The sequence below is a fragment of the Pantoea sp. BR_17 genome, assembly GCF_041955125.1.
GTDB lineage: Bacteria > Pseudomonadota > Gammaproteobacteria > Enterobacterales > Enterobacteriaceae > Pantoea > Pantoea stewartii.
Genome location: NZ_JAVAXT010000010.1, coordinates 1 through 20,303 on the forward strand (window position 1 = coordinate 1; position 20,303 = coordinate 20,303).

Annotated in this window: 16 protein-coding genes; 7 read left to right on the forward strand and 9 right to left on the reverse strand. The window is 52.9% G+C overall.

The window, feature by feature from the left end; all coding sequences use genetic code 11:
- Positions 1-507: 507 nt before the first annotated feature.
- Positions 508-726 (reverse strand): YdgH/BhsA/McbA-like domain containing protein, encoded by a 219-nt coding sequence (locus tag RAC60_RS15460; protein ID WP_006122329.1) that lies wholly within the window; start codon positions 724-726, stop codon positions 508-510.
- Between the two features lie 584 nt (positions 727-1,310).
- Here RAC60_RS15460 and RAC60_RS15465 point away from each other — a divergent pair.
- The 6 genes from RAC60_RS15465 (at position 1,311) to aceK (ending at position 9,235) form a co-directional block, all read left to right on the forward strand.
- Positions 1,311-2,381: an ABC transporter substrate-binding protein gene (locus RAC60_RS15465; protein WP_110268089.1), complete on the forward strand. Its 1,071-nt coding sequence runs from the start codon at positions 1,311-1,313 to the stop codon at positions 2,379-2,381.
- A complete protein-coding gene (locus tag RAC60_RS15470) occupies positions 2,350-3,108 on the forward strand; it encodes a substrate-binding domain-containing protein (protein ID WP_375093986.1) in 759 nt (252 codons plus the stop codon). The genes RAC60_RS15465 and RAC60_RS15470 overlap by 32 nt, the downstream gene beginning before the upstream one ends.
- A gap of 138 nt (positions 3,109-3,246) precedes the next feature.
- Entirely contained in the window at positions 3,247-4,176 is a 930-nt protein-coding gene (gene metA / locus RAC60_RS15475; protein WP_033738928.1) for a homoserine O-succinyltransferase, read from the forward strand.
- A gap of 262 nt (positions 4,177-4,438) precedes the next feature.
- Positions 4,439-6,037: a malate synthase A gene (aceB, locus tag RAC60_RS15480; RefSeq protein ID WP_039339090.1), complete on the forward strand. Its 1,599-nt coding sequence runs from the start codon at positions 4,439-4,441 to the stop codon at positions 6,035-6,037.
- Between the two features lie 17 nt (positions 6,038-6,054).
- Entirely contained in the window at positions 6,055-7,356 is a 1,302-nt protein-coding gene (aceA, locus tag RAC60_RS15485; protein ID WP_058702324.1) for an isocitrate lyase, read from the forward strand.
- 58 nt (positions 7,357-7,414) lie between these two features.
- Positions 7,415-9,235: a bifunctional isocitrate dehydrogenase kinase/phosphatase gene (gene aceK, locus RAC60_RS15490; RefSeq protein ID WP_283788224.1), complete on the forward strand. Its 1,821-nt coding sequence runs from the start codon at positions 7,415-7,417 to the stop codon at positions 9,233-9,235.
- On the opposite strand, the gene uxuR is transcribed toward aceK, so the two are convergent.
- The 3 genes from uxuR to RAC60_RS15505 form a co-directional block, all read right to left on the reverse strand.
- Positions 9,193-9,963 (reverse strand): Uxu operon transcriptional regulator, encoded by a 771-nt coding sequence (gene uxuR, locus RAC60_RS15495; RefSeq protein WP_039339087.1) that lies wholly within the window; start codon positions 9,961-9,963, stop codon positions 9,193-9,195. The two genes, aceK and uxuR, sit on opposite strands and share 43 nt — an antisense overlap.
- Before the next feature lie 207 nt (positions 9,964-10,170).
- Complete coding sequence (gene uidC / locus RAC60_RS15500; RefSeq protein WP_006121536.1) at positions 10,171-11,433, reverse strand: glucuronide uptake porin UidC; 1,263 nt, start codon at positions 11,431-11,433, stop codon at positions 10,171-10,173.
- A gap of 104 nt (positions 11,434-11,537) precedes the next feature.
- The gene (locus RAC60_RS15505; protein ID WP_375093987.1) at positions 11,538-13,067 is read right to left on the reverse strand and encodes an MFS transporter; all 1,530 of its coding nucleotides are present in this window, start codon (positions 13,065-13,067) and stop codon (positions 11,538-11,540) included.
- Between the two features lie 586 nt (positions 13,068-13,653).
- On the opposite strand from RAC60_RS15505, the gene RAC60_RS15510 reads away from it, so the two are divergent.
- Positions 13,654-14,832: a serine hydrolase gene (locus RAC60_RS15510; protein ID WP_033738936.1), complete on the forward strand. Its 1,179-nt coding sequence runs from the start codon at positions 13,654-13,656 to the stop codon at positions 14,830-14,832.
- Positions 14,833-14,922: 90 nt separating this feature from the next.
- Here RAC60_RS15510 and iclR read toward each other — a convergent pair whose 3' ends face one another.
- From iclR to yjbE, 5 genes are all read right to left on the reverse strand, one after another.
- Positions 14,923-15,753, reverse strand: a complete 831-nt coding sequence (gene iclR / locus RAC60_RS15515; RefSeq protein WP_039339083.1) for a glyoxylate bypass operon transcriptional repressor IclR — start codon at positions 15,751-15,753, stop codon at positions 14,923-14,925.
- Positions 15,754-16,112: 359 nt separating this feature from the next.
- Positions 16,113-18,203: a YjbH domain-containing protein gene (locus RAC60_RS15520; RefSeq protein ID WP_006121538.1), complete on the reverse strand. Its 2,091-nt coding sequence runs from the start codon at positions 18,201-18,203 to the stop codon at positions 16,113-16,115.
- Positions 18,203-18,946 (reverse strand): capsule biosynthesis GfcC family protein, encoded by a 744-nt coding sequence (locus RAC60_RS15525; protein ID WP_375093988.1) that lies wholly within the window; start codon positions 18,944-18,946, stop codon positions 18,203-18,205. Before RAC60_RS15525 ends, RAC60_RS15520 begins: the two co-directional genes overlap by 1 nt.
- Complete coding sequence (locus RAC60_RS15530) at positions 18,943-19,590, reverse strand: YjbF family lipoprotein (RefSeq protein WP_006121542.1); 648 nt, start codon at positions 19,588-19,590, stop codon at positions 18,943-18,945. Before RAC60_RS15530 ends, RAC60_RS15525 begins: the two co-directional genes overlap by 4 nt.
- A 192-nt stretch (positions 19,591-19,782) precedes the next feature.
- Complete coding sequence (yjbE, locus tag RAC60_RS15535) at positions 19,783-20,028, reverse strand: exopolysaccharide production protein YjbE (protein WP_006121543.1); 246 nt, start codon at positions 20,026-20,028, stop codon at positions 19,783-19,785.
- Positions 20,029-20,303 lie beyond the last annotated feature (275 nt).

Sequence of the window (20,303 nt, forward strand, 5' to 3'; positions counted from 1 at the left end):
CGTCCGGGGCTGCCGGGCCTCTGCGGGCTTCACAGATCTCTGTTGCTGCCTGACCGGGCGCGCGGAACCGTTATGCCGGAACCCTCCGTCGACTGTCAGCCCATTCTCATCCCGTTTATAGCAACGCGATGAAACGATGGCTTATGACGTATTTCCGCCTCCTTTCCTGAATATAAATAATGTCGTGAAACAGGGTAAGCCTGCCATCATCCCGACGTTATGACATCCGATCTCTTTCAATATCAAAACCAGTAAATCAAACGAACGCGTCACCCCTGCCGTGATCCAAGAAACAGTTATGTCTGTGCTTAACGTGACTTTGGGCGCATTCGTTTTACTGGAAGAAAAGATGGGACGTACAGGGGCTAAATACTGGTGATTTAATTACGTGTTAATGCAGGGAAATATACGTCGGCACGGTAAGATATGAATAAAAAAGTTTGAAAAGCCGGTAATTAAAGCGCCGGGAGGCGTTTTAAAACCGGCTTTTTATTTCACTTACTGACATTATTTATATAATTCAGCGGTGACGTGTGCGTAGTTATTCGTGTCAGCACTAATCACTTTAAAATGCTCGCCCTGCTGTTTAGCCTGTCTGGCGATTTTAGAAACCGCGCCATCCAGCGTTAACGAGGTGGCAGAGACCGTTTCTGCGGCGAAACAACCAAAAGACATCAGTGTCAATGCTACAGCCGCAGCGGCTGATGATACTTTATTGATTTTCATAACATTACCCCTTGATTCCGGTTGATGAAGGAGTCTGTCTGGCTCCGTTAAAATCAAATTAGCAAAAGGAACGCGATCTAAAATTAACGTCGTGTGCTCTAATTAATATCAAGCTGATAAGATTAATTGCAGTGTGTAAAAGTGAATATCATCAGGTTAACTGTGTAGGGATTTAATACGGAAATAACATATTTCAACAATGGGGACGTTATTTTGAACTGACATTTTCAGGCCCTAATCATAAGTAAACAGGTTAAATGCACCAGGATAAAGCGTATTTGCTGAGTACGCACTAATCCTGCCGATTTATTCTCATCTTTTGTAGTTTGTCTCAGCTAAAAACATGCCCTCTTAAGTGGATATCAGCATGCAGAGCGATGTCAGGGCATACGCGCATTTCAGGGTCAGCAAACCGAACCAATGGGCTGGCGCTGTCTGTCAGGCGCGCCCTGCATCGAAAATGCCACGACACCGACAGTCATCCCTGCCACGCAGACCCGTGACAACGACAGGCGCATCCACTGTTTACCTTGTCGCGGTGCATCGCTATATAATCAAATACATTACGCTACAGGGGACCTTCATTGAAAATCAGACCGAATCACCTCGTCTTTACAGGCTTACTTATCTTTACCGCATGGAACAGCTACGCCAGCCGCATCGTGACCGATCAGCTTGGTCGTAACGTTACAATCCCGGATCGGGTTGATCGCGTGGTTGTGCTTCAGCACCAGACGCTGAATCTTCTGGTGCAGTTAAATGCGACAGATAAAATTGTAGGGATACTGGCTAACTGGAAACAGCAGTTAGGGGACAATTACGCAACGCTGGTGCCTGAGCTGACGCATAAAGCAATGCTGGGTGATTTGACCCATGTTGATCTGGAAAAGCTAATTGCATTGCATCCACAGGTGGTATTCGTCACCAACTATGCGCCGAAAGAGATGATTGACCAGATCTCCGCACTGGGCATTCCTGTACTGGCGATTTCACTGCGTCACGATGACGCCGGGCAGCAGGGCGAAATTAATCCCAGTATGCAAAATGAAGATAAGGCCTACGATCTCGGGATAAAGGAAGGCATCACCCTGATAGGTGAGGTGGTGAACAGGCAGCAGCAGGCCAAAGCTCTCATCTCAGCAGCCTTTGCGGGGCGTAAAGAGGTGACTGATCGTCTCCACGATCTCCCTGAACAGCAGCGTGTACGCGCTTATATGGCCAATCCCAGTCTGACGACATACGGTGCCGGGAAATATACGGGGCTGATGATGGCCCATGCTGGCGCACTGAACGTGGCAGCATCGACTATTCAGGGTTTCAGGCAGGTCAGCATGGAACAGGTGGTGGTCTGGAATCCGCAGGTAATTTTTGTGCAGAACCGCTATCCGCAGGTTGTTCAGGCGATTCAGCACGATCCGCTCTGGCAGACCATTGATGCTGTCAAACATCACCGTGTCTGGTTGATGCCTGACTATGCCAAGGCATGGGGCTATCCGATGCCAGAAGCCATAGGGTTAGGTGAACTGTGGATGGCGAAAAAACTCTATCCTGACAAATTTCGCGATGTGGATATGCAGCAGCGGGCCGACCGCTGGTATCGTCGCTTTTACCGGACCGCCTATCATGAAACCTCTCCAGATTCTGGCGGCCGGTAGTCTGCGCGATGTATGGCCGGTGCTGGTTGCCGCGTTCAGCGCGGAATACGGCATAACGACACAAACACACTATGGCCCGGCTGGTTTACTGCGTCAGCGCATCGAACAGGGTGAAGTCGGTGACATGTTTGTTTCGGCCAACCTGCAGCATCCCACAAGCCTGTCGCGACAAGGTCCGGCAGAGGACACCGGTCATTTCATCGATAACAGGCTGTGTCTGACTGCCAGGCGGGAGGATGTCTCTGCAGAAGACGACTGGCTGTCATTACTGCAACGTGATGATTTACGGCTGGCAACCTCAACGCCCCTGTACGATCCCTCAGGGGATTACACGTGGCAGTTATTCGAAAACATTGAGCAGCGATATCCCGGTCAGGGCAGCCGAATCCGGAACAAAGCAAACGCCCTGGTTGGTGGCCCGGACAGTCTGCCTGTTCCTGTTGGCAGACTGGCAGCCCAGTGGCTCATTGATGAAGGCTACGCTGAACTGTTTATTGGCTATGCCAGTTATGCGCCCCGCCTGAGGCATCACCAGTCCCTGCTGGTGCTTAATATTCCTCCTGCTTACAACGTACGGGCGCAATACGGCTGGGCCACTCTTTCACCCTCCGCCATGCCGCTTGCCGCCTTCCTCCATACAGATGAGGCACAGCGTATTTTGCGGCGTTACGGTTTTTTGCCACCGTCTGGTTCCAGAAAGCCCGCACAAGGTAAAGCCTGTCTCTGACCCGCCAGTGCGGGCTGTAACAGTGCCTTGAAACTTTTTCACCTGTCGATATGCAGACTCGACATTTAGCAAAAGAGCCGTTATCTTTGGCTGTCTGGATGTCTAAACGTATATATGGTTACAAGAGGTGATTAAGTCATGCCAATCAGGGTTCCCGATGAATTACCGGCAGTGAATTTTTTACGTAACGAAAATGTCTTCGTGATGACGTCGTCGCGCGCCAGTGTTCAGGAGATCCGCCCACTTAAAGTTCTGGTACTTAATCTGATGCCTAAAAAGATTGAGACCGAAAACCAGTTCCTGCGCTTGCTCTCTAACTCACCTTTGCAGATTGATGTCCAGTTGCTGCGTATCGACAGCCGTGAATCGCGTAACACACCCAGCGATCACCTTAATAATTTCTACCGTAACTTTGAGGACATCCAGCACGATAACTATGATGGCTTAATCGTTACAGGTGCGCCGCTGGGCCTGGTTGAATTTAACGATGTCGCCTACTGGCCCCAGATACAGCAGGTGCTGGCGTGGGCGAAAGATCATGTTACCTCGACCCTGTTTGTCTGTTGGGCTGTACAGGCAGCACTGAATATTTTGTATGGTATTCCTAAACAAACCCGACAGACGAAACTTGCAGGCGTATTTGAACATCAGATTCTTCATCCCCATGCCTTACTGACGCGGGGATTCGATGATAATTTCCTCGCTCCGCATTCGCGTTATGCGGATTTCCCCACTCAGCTGATCACCGATTACACCGATCTGGAATTATTTGCTGAATCGGAACAAACCGGTGCCTACCTGATGGCAAGCAAGGACAAGAGGCTGGTGTTCGTTACGGGTCACCCGGAATATGATGCGTTAACACTGGCGGGAGAGTTTCAGCGCGACTATGACGCAGGGCTGAACCCTGACGTGCCGTACAATTACTTCCCCCACGATGATCCGCAGCGTCATCCACGCGCCACATGGCGTAGCCATGGAAACCTGTTGTTTTCAAACTGGCTGAACTATTACGTCTATCAAATTACGCCGTTTGATCTGCGCCATATGAATCCGACGCTGGAATAAGCGCACTTTCATTACAACTGAACCGTGTTAGCTGGCTGGCAACACGGTTTTTTTTCGTCCTTAAAAAGCTTTGAAAGGCATTACCTAAAGTAAAGTAAAAATAAAACCATAAATTTCAATGCTATAAATATAATATTTAATTAAAATGGAAATAGTTTTTGATTTTACATTTAAAATACATATGCTCTGATCCTGTAGCTCACTAATCACCCTTTTTGTGGATCGACCATGTTGATCTGCCTGTAAACAGGAGAGAGCAAGCATGACAGACTCAGTTATTACCCACGAATTACACTTCCAGAAGCCCTTTTATCATCTTGAAAAACAGCTTCTTACTGAAGAGGCCGTCGCGTTTTTACAGGATCTGGTTATCCGTTTTGCCCCCCAACGCGATACGTTATTAGCGGCGCGACAGGCACGACAAGAAAAGTACGATGCCGGGTCGTTACCTGATTTCGAAATGGAAACGGCTTCCATCAGAGAGCGAGAATGGACGATTCGCGGTATTCCCTCGGATTTACGGGATCGTCGCGTGGAGATTACCGGACCGCCGGATCGCAAAATGGTAATTAATGCCCTGAATGCGAACGTAAAAGTATTTATGGCTGACTTTGAGGATTCCCTGGCACCGACCTGGGAAAAGCTGATGGAAGGGCAGCAAACCCTGCGTGAAGCCGTGGCTGGCACATTGTCTCATACCAGCGAGACAGGCAAGATCTACCAGCTTCGCGCCGATCCGGCTGTCCTGATGTGTCGGGTACGCGGACTGCATCTGTCAGAGAAACATGTCAGCTGGCAGGGCAATGCCATTCCTGGCGGACTGTTTGATTTTGCACTCTACTTTTTTCATAACGTCACGAATCTCCTGGCGAAAGGTAGCGGTCCCTATTTTTATCTGCCTAAAACGGAAAGCTGGCAGGAAGCGGCCTGGTGGCGAGAGATCTTTAGCTTCGCTGAGGATCGTTTTGATCTGGCGCGAGGCACAATTAAAGCCACAGTCTTAATTGAAACGCTGCCCGCCGTGTTTCAGATGGACGAGATTCTGTGGAATCTGCGCGATCATATCGTAGGCCTGAACTGCGGGCGCTGGGATTACATTTTCAGCTACATCAAAACATTACGGGAACATGAAGATCGGGTTCTCCCTGATCGTCAGTCCGTGACCATGGCTCAGCCTTTTCTGGATGCTTACTCGCGGTTGCTGGTTAAAACGTGTCATCGCCGCGGTGCCTTTGCTATGGGCGGTATGTCAGCGCTTATTCCCAGTAAAGACAGCGCACGTAATCAGTGGGTGTTGCAGCGCGTCAGGGAAGACAAGCAGCGCGAAGCCAGTAACGGACATGATGGCACCTGGATCGCACATCCAGGCCTGGCCGATACCGCAATGGCGGTGTTTAACCAGGCGCTGGGCGATCACCCCAATCAGCTTCATGTTCTGCGCCACGAAGACGCTCCGGTGCAGGCCGAACAGCTTCTGGCGCCCTGCGAAGGCGATAGAACGGAAGCAGGGATGCGCGCCAATATCCGTGTGGCATTGCAATACCTCGAAGCCTGGATTAGCGGCAACGGCTGCGTTCCTATTGACGGCCTGATGGAAGATGCCGCCACCGCCGAAATCGCCCGTACCTCTATCTGGCAATGGATCCATCACAAGAAAACCCTGCGCGATGGGCAGCAGGTCACGGCGTCGCTGTTTCAGCAGTTGCTCAACGATGAGTTGCACACGCTGCAGATGAATCTGGGTGATAAGACGTTCAGTTCAGGTCGTTATGAGGAAGCAGCGCGATTAATGGCGCAAATCACTACCGAAAACGAACTGGTTCCTTTTCTTACTCTGCCGGGCTATCGCCTGCTTCCCTGACATAAGGAGTGGTTGCCATGACACGTACACAACAGATTCAGCAACTCGAACAAGACTGGCAGGAAGCACGCTGGCAGGGAATTACCCGCCCTTACAGCGCACAAGATGTTATCTCGCTGCGCGGTTCAGTTCTGCCAGCCTGTACGCTGGCCGAGCGGGGTGCCGGTAAACTCTGGTCATTACTTAATGGCAGCGCGCGCAAAGGTTACGTCAATAGCCTCGGCGCTTTAACCGGCGGTCAGGCATTGCAGCAGGCCAAAGCCGGAATAGAAGCCATATACCTCTCTGGCTGGCAGGTAGCCGCCGATGCCAATCTGGCGGGGCAAATGTATCCCGATCAGTCGCTGTATCCGGTGAACTCGGTGCCTGAGGTTGTCACCCGGATTAATCAGACCTTTCAACGTGCCGATCAGATTCAATGGGCCAACGGCATTGAACCGGGCGACAGCCGCTTTATCGACTATTTTCTGCCCATCGTGGCGGATGCCGAAGCGGGTTTTGGTGGCGTACTGAATGCCTTTGAACTGATGAAGGCGATGATCAGCGCAGGGGCAGCAGCGGTCCACTTTGAAGATCAACTTGCGGCCGTGAAGAAATGCGGCCACATGGGAGGCAAGGTACTTGTGCCTACCCAGGAGGCCGTACAGAAACTGGTTGCTGCACGCCTGGCCGCCGATGTGATGGGTGTTCCCACCATTCTGCTGGCGCGAACGGATGCCGATGCCGCTGACCTGATCACCTCTGACTGCGATGACTATGACCGTCCGTTTATCCGTGGCGATCGTACCGCGGAAGGCTTCTACCGCACTCATGCCGGCATTGAGCAGGCTATCAGCCGCGGTCTGGCTTATGCGCCTTATGCTGACGTGCTGTGGTGTGAAACGTCGACGCCCGACCTGGCGATGGCGCAGCGCTTCGCCGAAGCCATCCATGCCCGCTTTCCCGGTAAACTGCTGGCTTACAACTGTTCGCCTTCGTTTAACTGGAAAAAGAACCTCGACGACAGCACCATCGCGGCCTTTCAGCAGGCGCTCAGTGAGATGGGCTATCGCTTCCAGTTCATTACCCTGGCCGGTATTCACAGCATGTGGTTCAACATGTTCGACCTGGCACAGGCTTATGCTCAGGGCGAAGGCATGCGTCACTATGTTGAAAAAGTCCAGCAACCAGAGTTCGCTGCCCGGGAGCGGGGGTACAGTTTTTCCTCGCATCAGCAGGAAGTGGGCACCGGCTATTTCGATCAGGTCACCACGATTATTCAGGGCGGTCAGTCCTCCGTTACGGCGCTGACCGGATCGACCGAAGAGCATCAGTTTTGAGTGAAGTCTGTGTCTTTCCCGCCCGGTAACGGTGGGCGGGCTTTTTCAGGAGTGGATTATGCCGCCACGTGAATCCCTAATCGCGCACACCATTCTGCAGGGCTTCGATGCGCAGTATGGCCGTTTTCTTGATATTACGGCGGGTGCTCAGCAGCGTTTTGAACAGGCTGAGTGGCTGGCCGTACAGCAGGCTATGAAGGCACGAATTCATCTTTATGACCACCATGTGGCGCTGGTTGCCGATCAACTGCGCGCACTGAACGGGGCGGCGCACTGGGACGATGCTTTTTGGCTGAAGATCAAAAACCACTATGAAACCCTGTTACCCGGTTATCCGCGTTATGAAATTGCTGAAAGCTTTTTCAATTCCGTTTACTGCCGGCTGCATGGTCACCATGCATTACAGCCGGAACGGTTATTTATCTTCAGCTCGCAACCGCCTGCGCCACAACGTCAGGTTTCGCGTCCACTGGCGCGAACCTATCGGCCCGATCGGGGCTGGCAAACACTGCTGCATGAGGTGCTACGCGATGTGCCTTTGACGCTGCCCTGGCAGGATCAGGCGCGCGATGAAGCCTGGATTGTACGCCATTTGCATGAGGCGTTCTCTTCCGCGCAACTGGCACAGGGCTGGCTGGACGTCTGTTGTGAGCTGTTTTACCGCAACAAAACCGCCTGGATCGTGGCTCGCCTGCATCTGCCCGACGCTATCCTGCCATGCCTGTTGCCGGTTCAGCGCAGCGAGCAAGGTGAATTGTGGATCGATACCTGCCTGACGGATGTGAACGAGGCCAGCATCGTGTTCGGCTTTGCCCGCGCGTACTTCATGGTTTATGCCCCATTACCCGGCGCGCTGGTCGCATGGCTGAAGCCTGTCTTACCGGGTAAAACGCTGGCAGAACGTTATATGGCCATCGGCTGCCAGAAACATGGCAAAACGGAAAGCTACCGGGAATATCTGCAGGCGCTGGAGCAAACGGATGCCGCCTTTGAGATTGCGCCAGGCATCCCTGGCATGGTGATGCTGGTCTTTACGCTGCCGGGCTTTGATCGGGTGTTCAAAGTCATCAAAGATCGCTTTGCTCCGCAAAAAGAGGTCACGGAAGAGCAGGTAAGGGCCTGCTATCAGCAGGTTAAAGAACATGACCGTGTGGGACGCATGGCTGACACGCAGGCCTTTGAACAGTTTGCGCTGCCGCTCGCACGTATTACGCCGGCACTGCTGGTGGCATTCCAGAATACGATTGCCGGAAAAATGCGTATTGAAGGCGATCGCCTGATCATCAGTCATCTGTGGCTGGAACGTCGTATGCAGCCGCTTAACCTTTTTCTGGCTGAGGCCAGCGACAGCCAACGTGCTCAGGCCATTGAAGAATATGGCAACGCGATCAAACAACTGGCTGCCGCTAATATCTTTCCCGGTGATATGCTGTTTAAAAATTTTGGCATCACCCGTCATGGACGCGTGGTGTTTTATGACTACGATGAGATTCGCCCGATGCAGGAACTCCATTTCCGTGACGTGCCTGCGGCGCGTTACGAGGAGGACGAGTTAAGCGCCGAGCCCTGGTACAGCGTTGGGCCAGATGATGTTTTTCCTGAAACCTTTCGTTATGCCCTGTGCAGTGAGCCGAAAGTCGGGGCGCTGCTCCAGCAACGGCATCCGGAAATTTTTGACGCGAGCTGGTGGCGCGCCCAGCAGCGGCGCATTGCGCAGGGGCATATTGAGGATGTTATTGCCTGGCAGCCCGCCCAGCGCTTCTGTGTGCGCTATGGCAGCAGGCTTGCACCGCGGCATAAAATCCCAGAGCACCCCGACCAGGAACGGGAACCGCTTCAGCCGTCACTCTTTGCCAGCGGCCAGGAGTCAAACAGATAACCATCAAAGTCGAGATCGTCCACGTTGGAAAATTCCAGTAAACGCTGCTTCACATTTTCCAGATGCTGCCACATAGCCAGCTTAGCGGCGCGGGCATCTTTTTTGATCAGCGCGGCAAGAATTTGCCGGTGATCGACCAGCCACGCTTTACGGTATTGGGTATCGCCAAGATGACTGTGCAGCTGAATCCACATAGGGTTGTTTTCGCGCCACTGCCATGACTGGCGAAATACGTCGACCAGCATACTGTTATGCGTGGCTTCAGCGATGGCCAGATGAAAGTGCATATCACCTTTTTCCGGGTTTCCCAGCGAACACGAGGTCAGCTCGCGTTCTTCCAGCAGCAAAGCCTGACGCATTTTGATGATGTCCGCCCGTGTCGCCTGCAGGGCGGCAAACTCCGCGATATTGCTTTCCAGCAACTGTCGCGCCTGAAGCTGCTCAAACGGGCCGGCATCGTTGTGAAAGGAGGGATTTGCCTCACTAATACGGCATGGAGAGCTGTGCGCTGTGACGTAAATACCGGCTCCCCGTCTGACTTCGATCAGCCCTTCGATTTCCAGCATAATGAGCGCCTCGCGAACGACGGTGCGGCTGACGTTAAGCATGCCAGCCATTTCACGCTCGGGTGGCAGGCGCCCGCCCGGGCGATAGGGCGTTTCCACAATGCGCTGCCGGATTTTTGCGGCGACTTGCTGATAAGGACGTTGCTGAGAGACAGATCTCATAGTGATGCTCCCGTCAGATACCGTTGCGGCAAAAATTTTACCACCTCACGATCGGGATAACAGGGTTCAGCGCACGTTAAGATAAGCAGGATGACGCGTTGGCGCGCCGTTTTATTCTTTAATTAACAATAAATTGCGAGAATAATTAAAAGCGGCATCAAGAGATGCCACTTTGGAAACATACAGGCTACTTCATCTGATGATTTGTTACTTCAGCATGAAGTCATATTGCATACCGGCTTTCACATCCCAGTAATTGAGCCGGTCACCCAGTGAGCTACCGGGGCGCTTCTCCCTGGCTCTGTCGGCGGCAATATACATGTTCAGGCCTTTAAACGGGCCCTCTGCAACGTTGTACAGGATCGCGCCCATCAGGCCCACTCCGTTGATTCTGGTATGGCGCTGTTTGTCTTCATAACCGTGAGTAAGAATCGGGCCCAGCATAACGCCGACGTTCGGGGTGAAGAAATATTGCCCGCCAAGCTGAACAGACAGCATGCCTTCTTTATTGCGATCAATACTCAGCGAGTCGGGATAGCCAATATCCGTATAGATAATGCGACCATCAATATCATGGGTAAGCTTACCCACGGCACCAAATAACCGGGCATTCGCAAACGAATAGGTTAATCGCCCGGAAATCAACGCCGTCTCGTGGTGATAACTGAGAGGCTTACTCATCCCCTCAACCTGACCATAAAAACCCATCAGCTCCCATTTGAGTGCGCGATCGTCAGCAAAGGCATAGGTTTTTTCGACGATGCTTTGCACCTGAGTCGATACATCTTGTTGATAAGAGGCACCCAGTGAATACCGCGAAGAAGCATCGTGCCAGGATCCCACCAGATAGCCGCGGCTCCGATGGGGATGGTATTTCCCTGTTGTGCTGTTAATCACGCCTTCATCACGCACGCCCGTGGCAGAGTCGACATAATAGAACGCGCGCTTACGCCACATTGACCAGAATTCCAGATTCTCTGTCGCCTCAAAGTGGGCCAGTGCACCTTCAGAAATCGTCTGTATCGTGCGTGACGAATTATCGGCGATCAACGGGATGCGCCAGGGCAGACTGCCGTAACCATAATCCGTCCCAAACCGCCCGAGCGTCAGGCGAAGATTCTCTGCCGGTTTAAGTTTGACCGCGCCAATGGCCACACCAAAGCTGTCGTGACCGTCCAGATAATAGCGGGTGCTCCAGCCGGCGTTTGCACCCAGCTTGTACACATAATACGCTCCCGCGCTCACGCCGATGACGTCATTGTAATAGCGCGTATTCACATCAATCAGCCCACCCTGTACCCAGGCGTAAATATGACGATCTGAACCCGCGCTGGGTTTGTCGGCCCGCCGAAAATCGTTTTTCAGACGAATGCGCAGGCTGTCCTCATCGTCATTAATCGCGGCAGCATAAAGCGGAGAGGACGGGAAAAACAGGCTGACAAGCAGAATGCAAAATAGGGCAATTTTCATCACGTATCCATACCGTATGTGAACAGAGCCGGATGACGTCGGGCCGGGCGGTTATCCGCATGCCTTGCGTTTTACCTTTCCTGACCCGCGTCAACCCGACCAGATTAAGGCCGGGTGCATTTATCCTGTTGCCAGACCTGCTCGTAGTCGTAGCCCGTCAGGGCTTTCACGACCTCTTTGGTTTCGGGTGTGCAGTCGGCTTTATCGCCGCCTGCCTTGAGGCGATCAATTTCATTCACCAATACCCGATGCGTTTCGCGTGTCAGTTTAAATTTGAAGGTCATATATAAACTGATCAGTAACAGACCGCCGGTGCCGAAGACCAGGAGCCCGGTAATCGCATTGAGCGCACTTTCCGGTTGAATTAACTGGCCTTTAACAAAATGATTGTGTTCCAGTACCGCACCCACCACCATAATGGCGACGGCCACGGTACTTTTTCGCATCAACGTCATGACGCCAGCAAAAACGCCTTCGCGCCGCTGACGCGTGACCATTTCATCCACATCGGGAATAAAGCTGTAAATATTCCAGGGGATAAAGTAAAGCCCCGCACGGCCAAAACCCAGCAGGACAAAAATGAGCGTGGTCAACCACCATGACGACACTGCCGAATGGCCGATAAACATTAAAATCAGATAACCCAGCACACCTAAAATACACAGGTAGGAAATACGCATGGCGTAGGCGGGCCTGACATTCAGTTTATCCAGCATAAACATGAAAAGCAGCGTGGAAGGAATGGAGACGGACGTCGCAATGGAAAGATAGGCCGACGCGTTGGCCGCATCCAGATTTAAACCGTAGACAACAAAGTAAACGAAGACAGCAATAAAAATATCCAGTGCAGTAAATGAAGAGATATAGATAATTAAATGTTGTATGAATATTTTTATTTTGAATGTTGTCATTAACTCGACAAACATATTTTTCAGGTGGCTCAATAATCCGAGGCTGGGACCCGTATTGCGCCGTTCAAACTCTTCCGGGTTCATATCTTTTGACTCCCAGGTACAATACCAGGTAATCAACACCACAATAAAGAACAGGCAGGAAAACATAATACCGGTGTAGGTATAGGTCAGCGCCGAATCCTGGCCAAAATACTGAATCACAATGCCCGGCACCGAAGCGGTCAGGAAGGTTCCTACCTGAGAAAATGTCAGGCGGATGGCGGCCATCCGTGTTCTTTCACCAAAATCATTGGTCATTTCTGCCGCCAGGGTTTCCCACGGTACCAGCACCATGGCAACCAGCAGTTCTACCGCCAGGTAGGTGCCAAGGTAGTACCAGTAGTTCATGTCGCTGACCCAGACCAGCGCGTAAACAAACATCATTGGCGCGCTGATGAGCAGGAAGAAGCGACGGCGACCAAAGCGCTTACCGAGCCGGGTACTGCCGAATTTATCGGTGATATATCCCATCACCGGACTCAGAATGGCATCAATAATACGGGCAATAGCAAAAATTGAGCTGGCTTCCAGCATTGAAAGCCCACAGAACGTCGTATAAAAAAACAGTAACCATGTACCGATTAAAGCCATGGACCCACCGCCAAAAATATCAGTAATGCCATAGCCAATGGCGGTGCCTGTCCCCACTTTTCTGCGCACGGGCTGTGCTAACGTTGTCATAATATTCCCTTAATAAAATCGGAGTGGCGCTCAGACGCATTCAGGTGTCGTATAAGCGTGAAAAAGTAATGCGAACTTTTAAATAAAGCTCTAAAGAATAAACAACGCGGGTGTGTGTTTGCGTTGTCAGTCTTTAATGCAGGTGAGTATTTTTTGTTAAATAAATAATAATTTTTAACGCCGTTATTTAGCGTGGTAAATTTTGGTTGACCAGAATAATGCCCCGCTCTGTGTTCTCTAAAAGGCGCGCTGTTATTTGTACTGATGCGTTAATACGCGTATTTTCGGCGTAGAGCATGGTAATCATTCTGCCCTTTTAAAAAAAAGAGGTCGGTCACAAATACTATGGATGCCGATAAGGTAGACTCAAATTCCCTATTGGTTGACCAGTTGAAAATGGGAGAGAGTTATTATGTAAGACGTGTGTTATTTAATGATGAGATGTTATCTAGTTTAACCATTGTGGTTTGGTTTTTATTTTTCATTATTAAATTATCTAAGTGAATACATTCTTTAAAGATTAAATATTGCCTGAGATTGGATGTTTTATCTTTTTCATTACTTCTGATTAAAAAAGGACTTCATTATGTTTTATTTTACCTCTGGACTCTCTCCTGCCCCGGCAAAGTTCGAAGCCGCAATGGATGCGGTTATTGATCATGCGATTAATAGCCAGCGTGTTGTGGGTACCACAGTGATGGTGGCTCAGGCGGGAAAACTGATTTATCAACGGGCGGCGGGGTGGGCGGACAGAGAGCAAAATAAAGCCATGTCTGTGGATGCGATATACCGTCTTGCGTCACTCACCAAACCCATTGTCAGCCTGACCGCCATGCGCCTGATCGAGCAAGGGGATATCACACTGGACGACGATATCACCCGCTGGCTTCCGGATTTCCGTCCCTGCCTTGAGAACGGTGAGCCAGCCACTATCCGGGTGCGGCATTTGCTGAGCCATATGTCAGGTTTACGCTATCGTTATTCCGCCCCGGCGGATTCGCTTTATCACTCACGCAATGTGTCAGACGGCATCGACTATCAGCCCGGACTCACCCTGGAAGAGAATCTGCAGCGCCTTGCGGGCACCCGGTTACAGTTCCGTCCCGGCACCGGCTGGCGTTATTCCCTGGGCATCGATGTCCTCGGTGAAATCATGGTGCGGGCGACCGGTAAAAGCCTGCCAGAACTGGTGAATCACCATATAACGAGCCCACTGGGGATGGCAGACACGCTGTTTAGCGTCAGAGACGCGTCGCGATTAACCACGGTCTACACGGACGACAACCCGGTGCCTTCAGTCATGCGTGATAATCAGCAGATCCCTTTCGGTGAAGGCACCGCGATTTTTAGCCCCGGCCGTATTCTCAAACCCGATGCCTGGCCGTGCGGCGGCGGCGGTATGGCAGGAACGGCCCTCGATTTTATGCAAGTGCTGGAAACCGTCCGGCGTGAAGGCGCGCCGCTAATCACGCGTGAAAGTTTTGACTACATGACGCAGGAACACGTGACGGCAAACTGGGCTACGCAGGGGCCGGGATGGGGATTTGGTGTGGGCTGGGCACTGCTGGTGGATCCGGATGCTGCCCTGTCGCCTCAGTCAGCCGGTACACTGTCGTGGAGTGGAGCGTATGGACACACCTGGTTCGTGGATCGTCAAAACGCGCTGTGCGTGGTCGCCATGACCAATACCACACCGGAGGGGGTGAATGGGCAGTTTCCTGTGATGGTGCGTGATGCCGTCTATAAAGGTTTACTAAGCGCCTGATATGACAGGCCATCAGCCACTGGCGCGCTGGATCGCGCCAGTGATCTACGCGTCGATTTCCGGACTCGCGCACGGCGCGAAGCCCGTTCCTTAACGACCGCTGTAAGCCTGGGTAACCTGGCGCGCTTCCCGAATGACCAGCGCGCCCAGTTCGGTAATGCGATCGTCAGTCATGCGGGCAATTGGACCCGAAATCGACAGCGCGGCAAAAGGCTCGCCGTGTTCGTCATAAATGGGTGCCGCCACGCAACGCAAGCCGAGCGCATGCTCTTCGTCATCGAAAGAAAATCCACGGGTACGTATTTGTGCCAGGTTAGTTTTCAGGCTCTGCGGAGACATCAGCGTATTGGGTGTGTAGTAATGCAGGCCCTTCTGGTGCAGCAGCGCGGTCACTTTGTCGTCGCTGAGATGGGCAAGAAAGGCTTTGCCCGCTCCGGAAGCATGCATGGGCAGCTTGCCGCCGATCGGTGCGGACATGCGCATGAGCTGCGTGCACTGTACCTGGTCAATAATGACCGCCTGGAAGTCGCTCAGGTCCAGCACCGCCAGATTGACCGTTTCGCCCGAACTCTCCATCAGTGAACGTAACACCGGATGCACCAGCGCCAGCAGGTTGCGGCTCTGCAAAAAACTGCTTCCAACCACAAACGCATGCGCGCCGATTGTCCAGAAACCCAGATCGCCCACCTGGCGTACAAAGCCCTGCTGCTGCATTGTGGTCAGCAGACGATGGGTGGTCGAGTTTGGTAAACCCGCCTGTTGTGCCAGTTCGGTAAGTGCCACGCTACCCTGTGAACTGGCGATCAACTCCAGCAACGTCAGCCCCCGTGTCAGTGACTGAACCTGACCGCCAGCCGGAGCGGGAGGTGCCGACGTGCTGCGAGGTTTTTTACCGCGTTTGGCGGCAACAGGCGTAGCCATAGAGTCTCTCCTTTCACATAGTGGAAACCATTTTCGTTTTAATCACCGTAAATGCAAACGCTGGTGCGCTGGTCAGACCTGCTCTCCGTCTCCGCAATCCGCCGGGCCTGACCGGATGTGGAGGCACACGCTGGAATGAAACCTGTGGGGGTAATTTGCGATGTGGTCAGGCGCGTTAAGGTGAGGCAGATATTTTAGTTATCCTGCCAGCCGCTATGTTGCGGTGGCGCAAAGCCAGCACGATCGGATGAAAGATTATGCGGCTGTAAAAACACGTCGGTGAGCGGCGTGGCGCGCGGGCCTTTCAGCTGAGGACGACGCAGACAAAAAAGAAGGCAGCCCGCAGGCTGCCCTCTTTATCAGTTGAACCGCGCATCGCGATCCGAGGTCATGTCATACAGCTGGTACTTGCGTCCCAGCATCTGACCGCCATCGCGGGTGAGCGGAACCCAGTTAATCTGCGCACGGCCACGCGTTGGCGTCACGGTAAACAGATCCATTGGGATGGAAATGTAGAAACCTTTCGTAAAGTCGCCTTCGCCGTACTGCTGAGAGGAGACATTGGTTTTGGTCGCATAGACGCCGACCATGACGCCGCTGTCGAAGCGTTTAGAGACATCCAGCGTGACGCCTTTATCCTTCGCCAGATACTGGCCGATACTGGCCTTAACCAACACATCTTCCGCAAACCACGGCCGCCAGTAACCTGTCAGGTTGCCGGTCGGGGCTTCGTAATGCGTAAACCGCATCATGTCGTTCCAGTCACGCTGGCGCACATAGTTGGCGTCTACGCCCACCGCCCAGTTGCTGTCCACCGGACGATAAAGCACTTCGCCCCCGACACCACCGTACATGGTTTCCAGATAGCCGCCATAGACCTGGCCGTAGAAACCATTGCCCAGATAGTCCATGTAGTTAGCCTGCAGATCGTTGACGTAAACGTTGTTCTCAACGTAGTCACGAATATGCGTACGCACGCGGGGCAGGGTGGAATCGGCGGGGGCACCGTTGTAGTTGAATTTGTTATAGTTATTTGCCACGTTAGCAAACAGGCTGCCACTGACCAGCAGATGATTGGTCAGCCAGTAATCGACGTTGCCCATGACGCCGACCTGATACAGATAAAAGCTCTCCGGGCCGCCGACAGACTGATTGAGTACCGGAGACAGACCGTAATCCAGGCGATCTTTGCGAATAAACATCCCCTGCTCGGTCTGACCCGGATCGACCGGATTTTTGCGTACCTGCTGCAGAGACTGCTCATGTCCTAACGGGTAGCCAGTCAGATCATTACGCAGGCTGGCAACGGACGTTTCTGTCGTCACCTGCGGCATATTGAAGCGCGACTCTGTGACGTTAATCGTATCGATGCCGTCCGGCAGGTTGTTCATGATGATACGATTGGCGCGGTCGACCCCTTCGCGGGTATCGCGATATTTGGTCTGCTCGCCCGATACATACAGCGTATTGCCTTTGGTCTGGATTTTCGGGCCCGCCAGGCCTGCGTCGTACTTCAGCGCAGACAGCTGATTGCCTGTCACCGTGGTCTCCAGCAATTTCGGCTGCGGATGCGGATCATAGGCCGGTTTAGGGCTGTCGATATGATCCTGATGCATATCGTTAAAGTTAGTCCGGATGGTAAAGCCGAACATAAAGGTATTGCCGCGCTCATAGCTGGCATTGATATCCGCCCAGTCAGTTACGCGGTAGATCGCACCGACGTTAACTTTACTGCGCTGCGGCAGGCGTCCGGCAAAATCATCTTTATAATCATTGCCTTCATATTCCACTTTCAGGCGCAGCGGCTGCCACGGCGTTTGGTATTCAATACCGCCGAACACGGCAGAAGGGCCGTGAAACATCTGAGAACCGTTAATCGAGCCAGCCTGTCCCACGCCCGGGCGCTGACAGAAGCTGTCGCTGTAAGAGCAGAAGGGGTTGGAAACGGTTCCGCTGTTGCCCAGATAGCCCCAGCCAAAGCCCAGCGTAAAGTCAAAGGGCCCCCAGGCTTTGGTGGCGACCAGATATTCACTGTCAAATAAGCCGGTACCGCCAAGATCGCGCGTACCGAACGAGACTTCAGGTAACCAGTATCCTTCCTGCCACAGCCGCAGTTTCAGATCGAAGGCTTTATCTTTATAGCTTTGATTACCACTGAAACTCTCTACCGCACTGTAACGTCGTGTCCGCACATCGGTGTAGCGCACAGTCGTTTCCAGCCAGGGGAAAAGCTGTAATGAGGCGGAATAGTAGCGATACTGGTCATTATCGCGGAAGTTAAGGCTGAATTCGCCTTCTCTTGCCATTCGCGCGGTCGGTACCTGCATCAGCCCTACGCCGCCGAAATCAGACTGTGACGGCGTGACGGGCGCCTCATACATTTCCGCCTGCGCCTGGCAGGCGCTTGCTACTGAAACAGCCAACAGGCTGAGAAGATAACGTTTTTTCATCAGTCTGGTATCCGGTGAGTCAGAACAGAAACAAGGCGGCTATTCAGATCGTCAAAGGCGCCTGGCAGGCTCCATGAGGAAAAGCCCACAAAAATAATGCTGCCAGGTTCAGGTTCGACATGGCGATGGTTCCAGTAAGCAATCGGGACGTTCTGCGTCGTTCCGTCTGGCGCAATCACAACCGCGAAATTGCGTTCTGCGCCGGCCAGCCGTGGATGGTCATGCAGGTATTCCCGCACGGACTTGCCCGGTTGCCAGGCTTCGCGTCCGGCTCCGGCAATCGCGCCCAGCAGCAGCACATGATGACTGGGCTGAGTGAGATAGAGATCATAACGCCCGTCCAGGCGGCGGTTGTCTGCTGAATGCAGCCGGATGCGATCAGGATCCAGCGTGACGAACTGACGGCCCGTCACCTTCATGTTGCTGAACTGCCGAATCACCGCGTCAATGGCGGCGGCTTGTTCACCACTGCTGTCGGCCCGCCAGGTACGCAGCGCGGCCAGGGCCTGCTGATACTGCTGCCGGGCCTGGGCTGTCGCTCCCTGCTCAGCAATCACGGCCCGTCGCCAGTCGGTTCGGGCCATTAATGCGGGCTGCGTCACCAACTGCGCCAGATTTTCGACCCGATTGAGCTGCACGCTGGCGGTGTCCTGCGGAGCATGGACGGTAACCTGACCTGCGGCACGGGCACCCAGACTGGTAAGCAGGCTCACGCCTGCCAACAATAGCGTTATTTTTTTCATGATTTCGCCGGTTTCAGAATGGTGATTTCAACAGGGAAGGTATCGGCAGCAAGCATCTGTCGGGATTGCACGACCTGACCGCTGCTGTTATCGATCCAGAACGTGTTTTGCCACTCACGGCCAAGGCTGTCGATACGTAACGCCTCATGCCAGACGCGGCAGGGGATGCGGTTTCCGGCAATCGTCAGAACTTCATCATCGCCACGCTCGAAAGTGGAACTGACGGTGGCGCTCTGGAATTTGCCCTGCCCGGTCCACTGCACAATCCGCGTCCAGTGCTGGCCGTTGGTCAGCGACAGGCCTTTCGCCAGCGGATCCTGTTGCAGGTTACTGACGTTCATCAGGTTGTCGGGCAGGCCCAGCGTTTTAATCAGCCTGCCGTGGGCCGTTACCAGCATCGACTGGTCGCGCGTAATCCATTTTTGTTGGCCGTTTTCGTTGTAACCCAGCACGACAAAAATGCGTGGGCCGTCATTAATGCGTGCATACAGGCTGGCGTAGGGCAGCGCATCAATTTCCTGAGGCGTGACAGTGACATCTTTTGGCCCTTCGATGGCCATTATCACCGTCTGTTCGAGTCCTTTTTGCGTTTGTGTACAGGCCTGCAGCAGCAGGCAAACGAGCAGCAGCGGAAGTTGGCGCACAATGTGTCCCTGATAAATGATGCCAAAGTAAAAATAACCACACGAATGTGTGGTTATGATTAATGCTCCCATACCTCTGTTCTTTCAGCTGCCGACACGCTGGCGTCCTCGTCGCAACACACTCACCTGCGTAAATGCATCACGACTCACACGTTCGCGGCCTTGCTGCAGCCTAAAGAATCAGGGTACCCATCAACGTGTGGTGCCCGTTGTGGTCGTGGTAGTTGTACCCGTATTTGCCCCGTCACCACCGCCAGAAGCGGCAACGCCGAGTCCTACTAACGCGCCGAGCACGCCGATACCTACAGCGGTAGTCGTACCTGCGGAGATTGTCCCCGCCTGTGCGCCTGCTGCGGCACCAGCTTCTTCCGGTGCCGCATAAGCGCTGGAAGAGACGGCGACGAGTAATGCCAGACCGGCAATCATGCGTTTTTTCATAACAACACCTACATTGGTTGAATGAAGGATTGCTATCCAACACATTCGCGAAACAGAATAAACGGTTATCGCAAACCGAAGGACAGACCCATTATGGGCGCGTCCAGTATAGGGCAACAAAATACCAGAGTTGAGTAGTCTTAAAACCTGGTAAATGACGCGTAAAAAAACGGGGCAAATTAAGCGGATTCAGCGTTAACTTATTTTAAATTGGTGAATTTACCGTGAAAGGCCGGATATTTGTCTGTGAGTAAGAGGAAAGCAAAGCGGTTTCT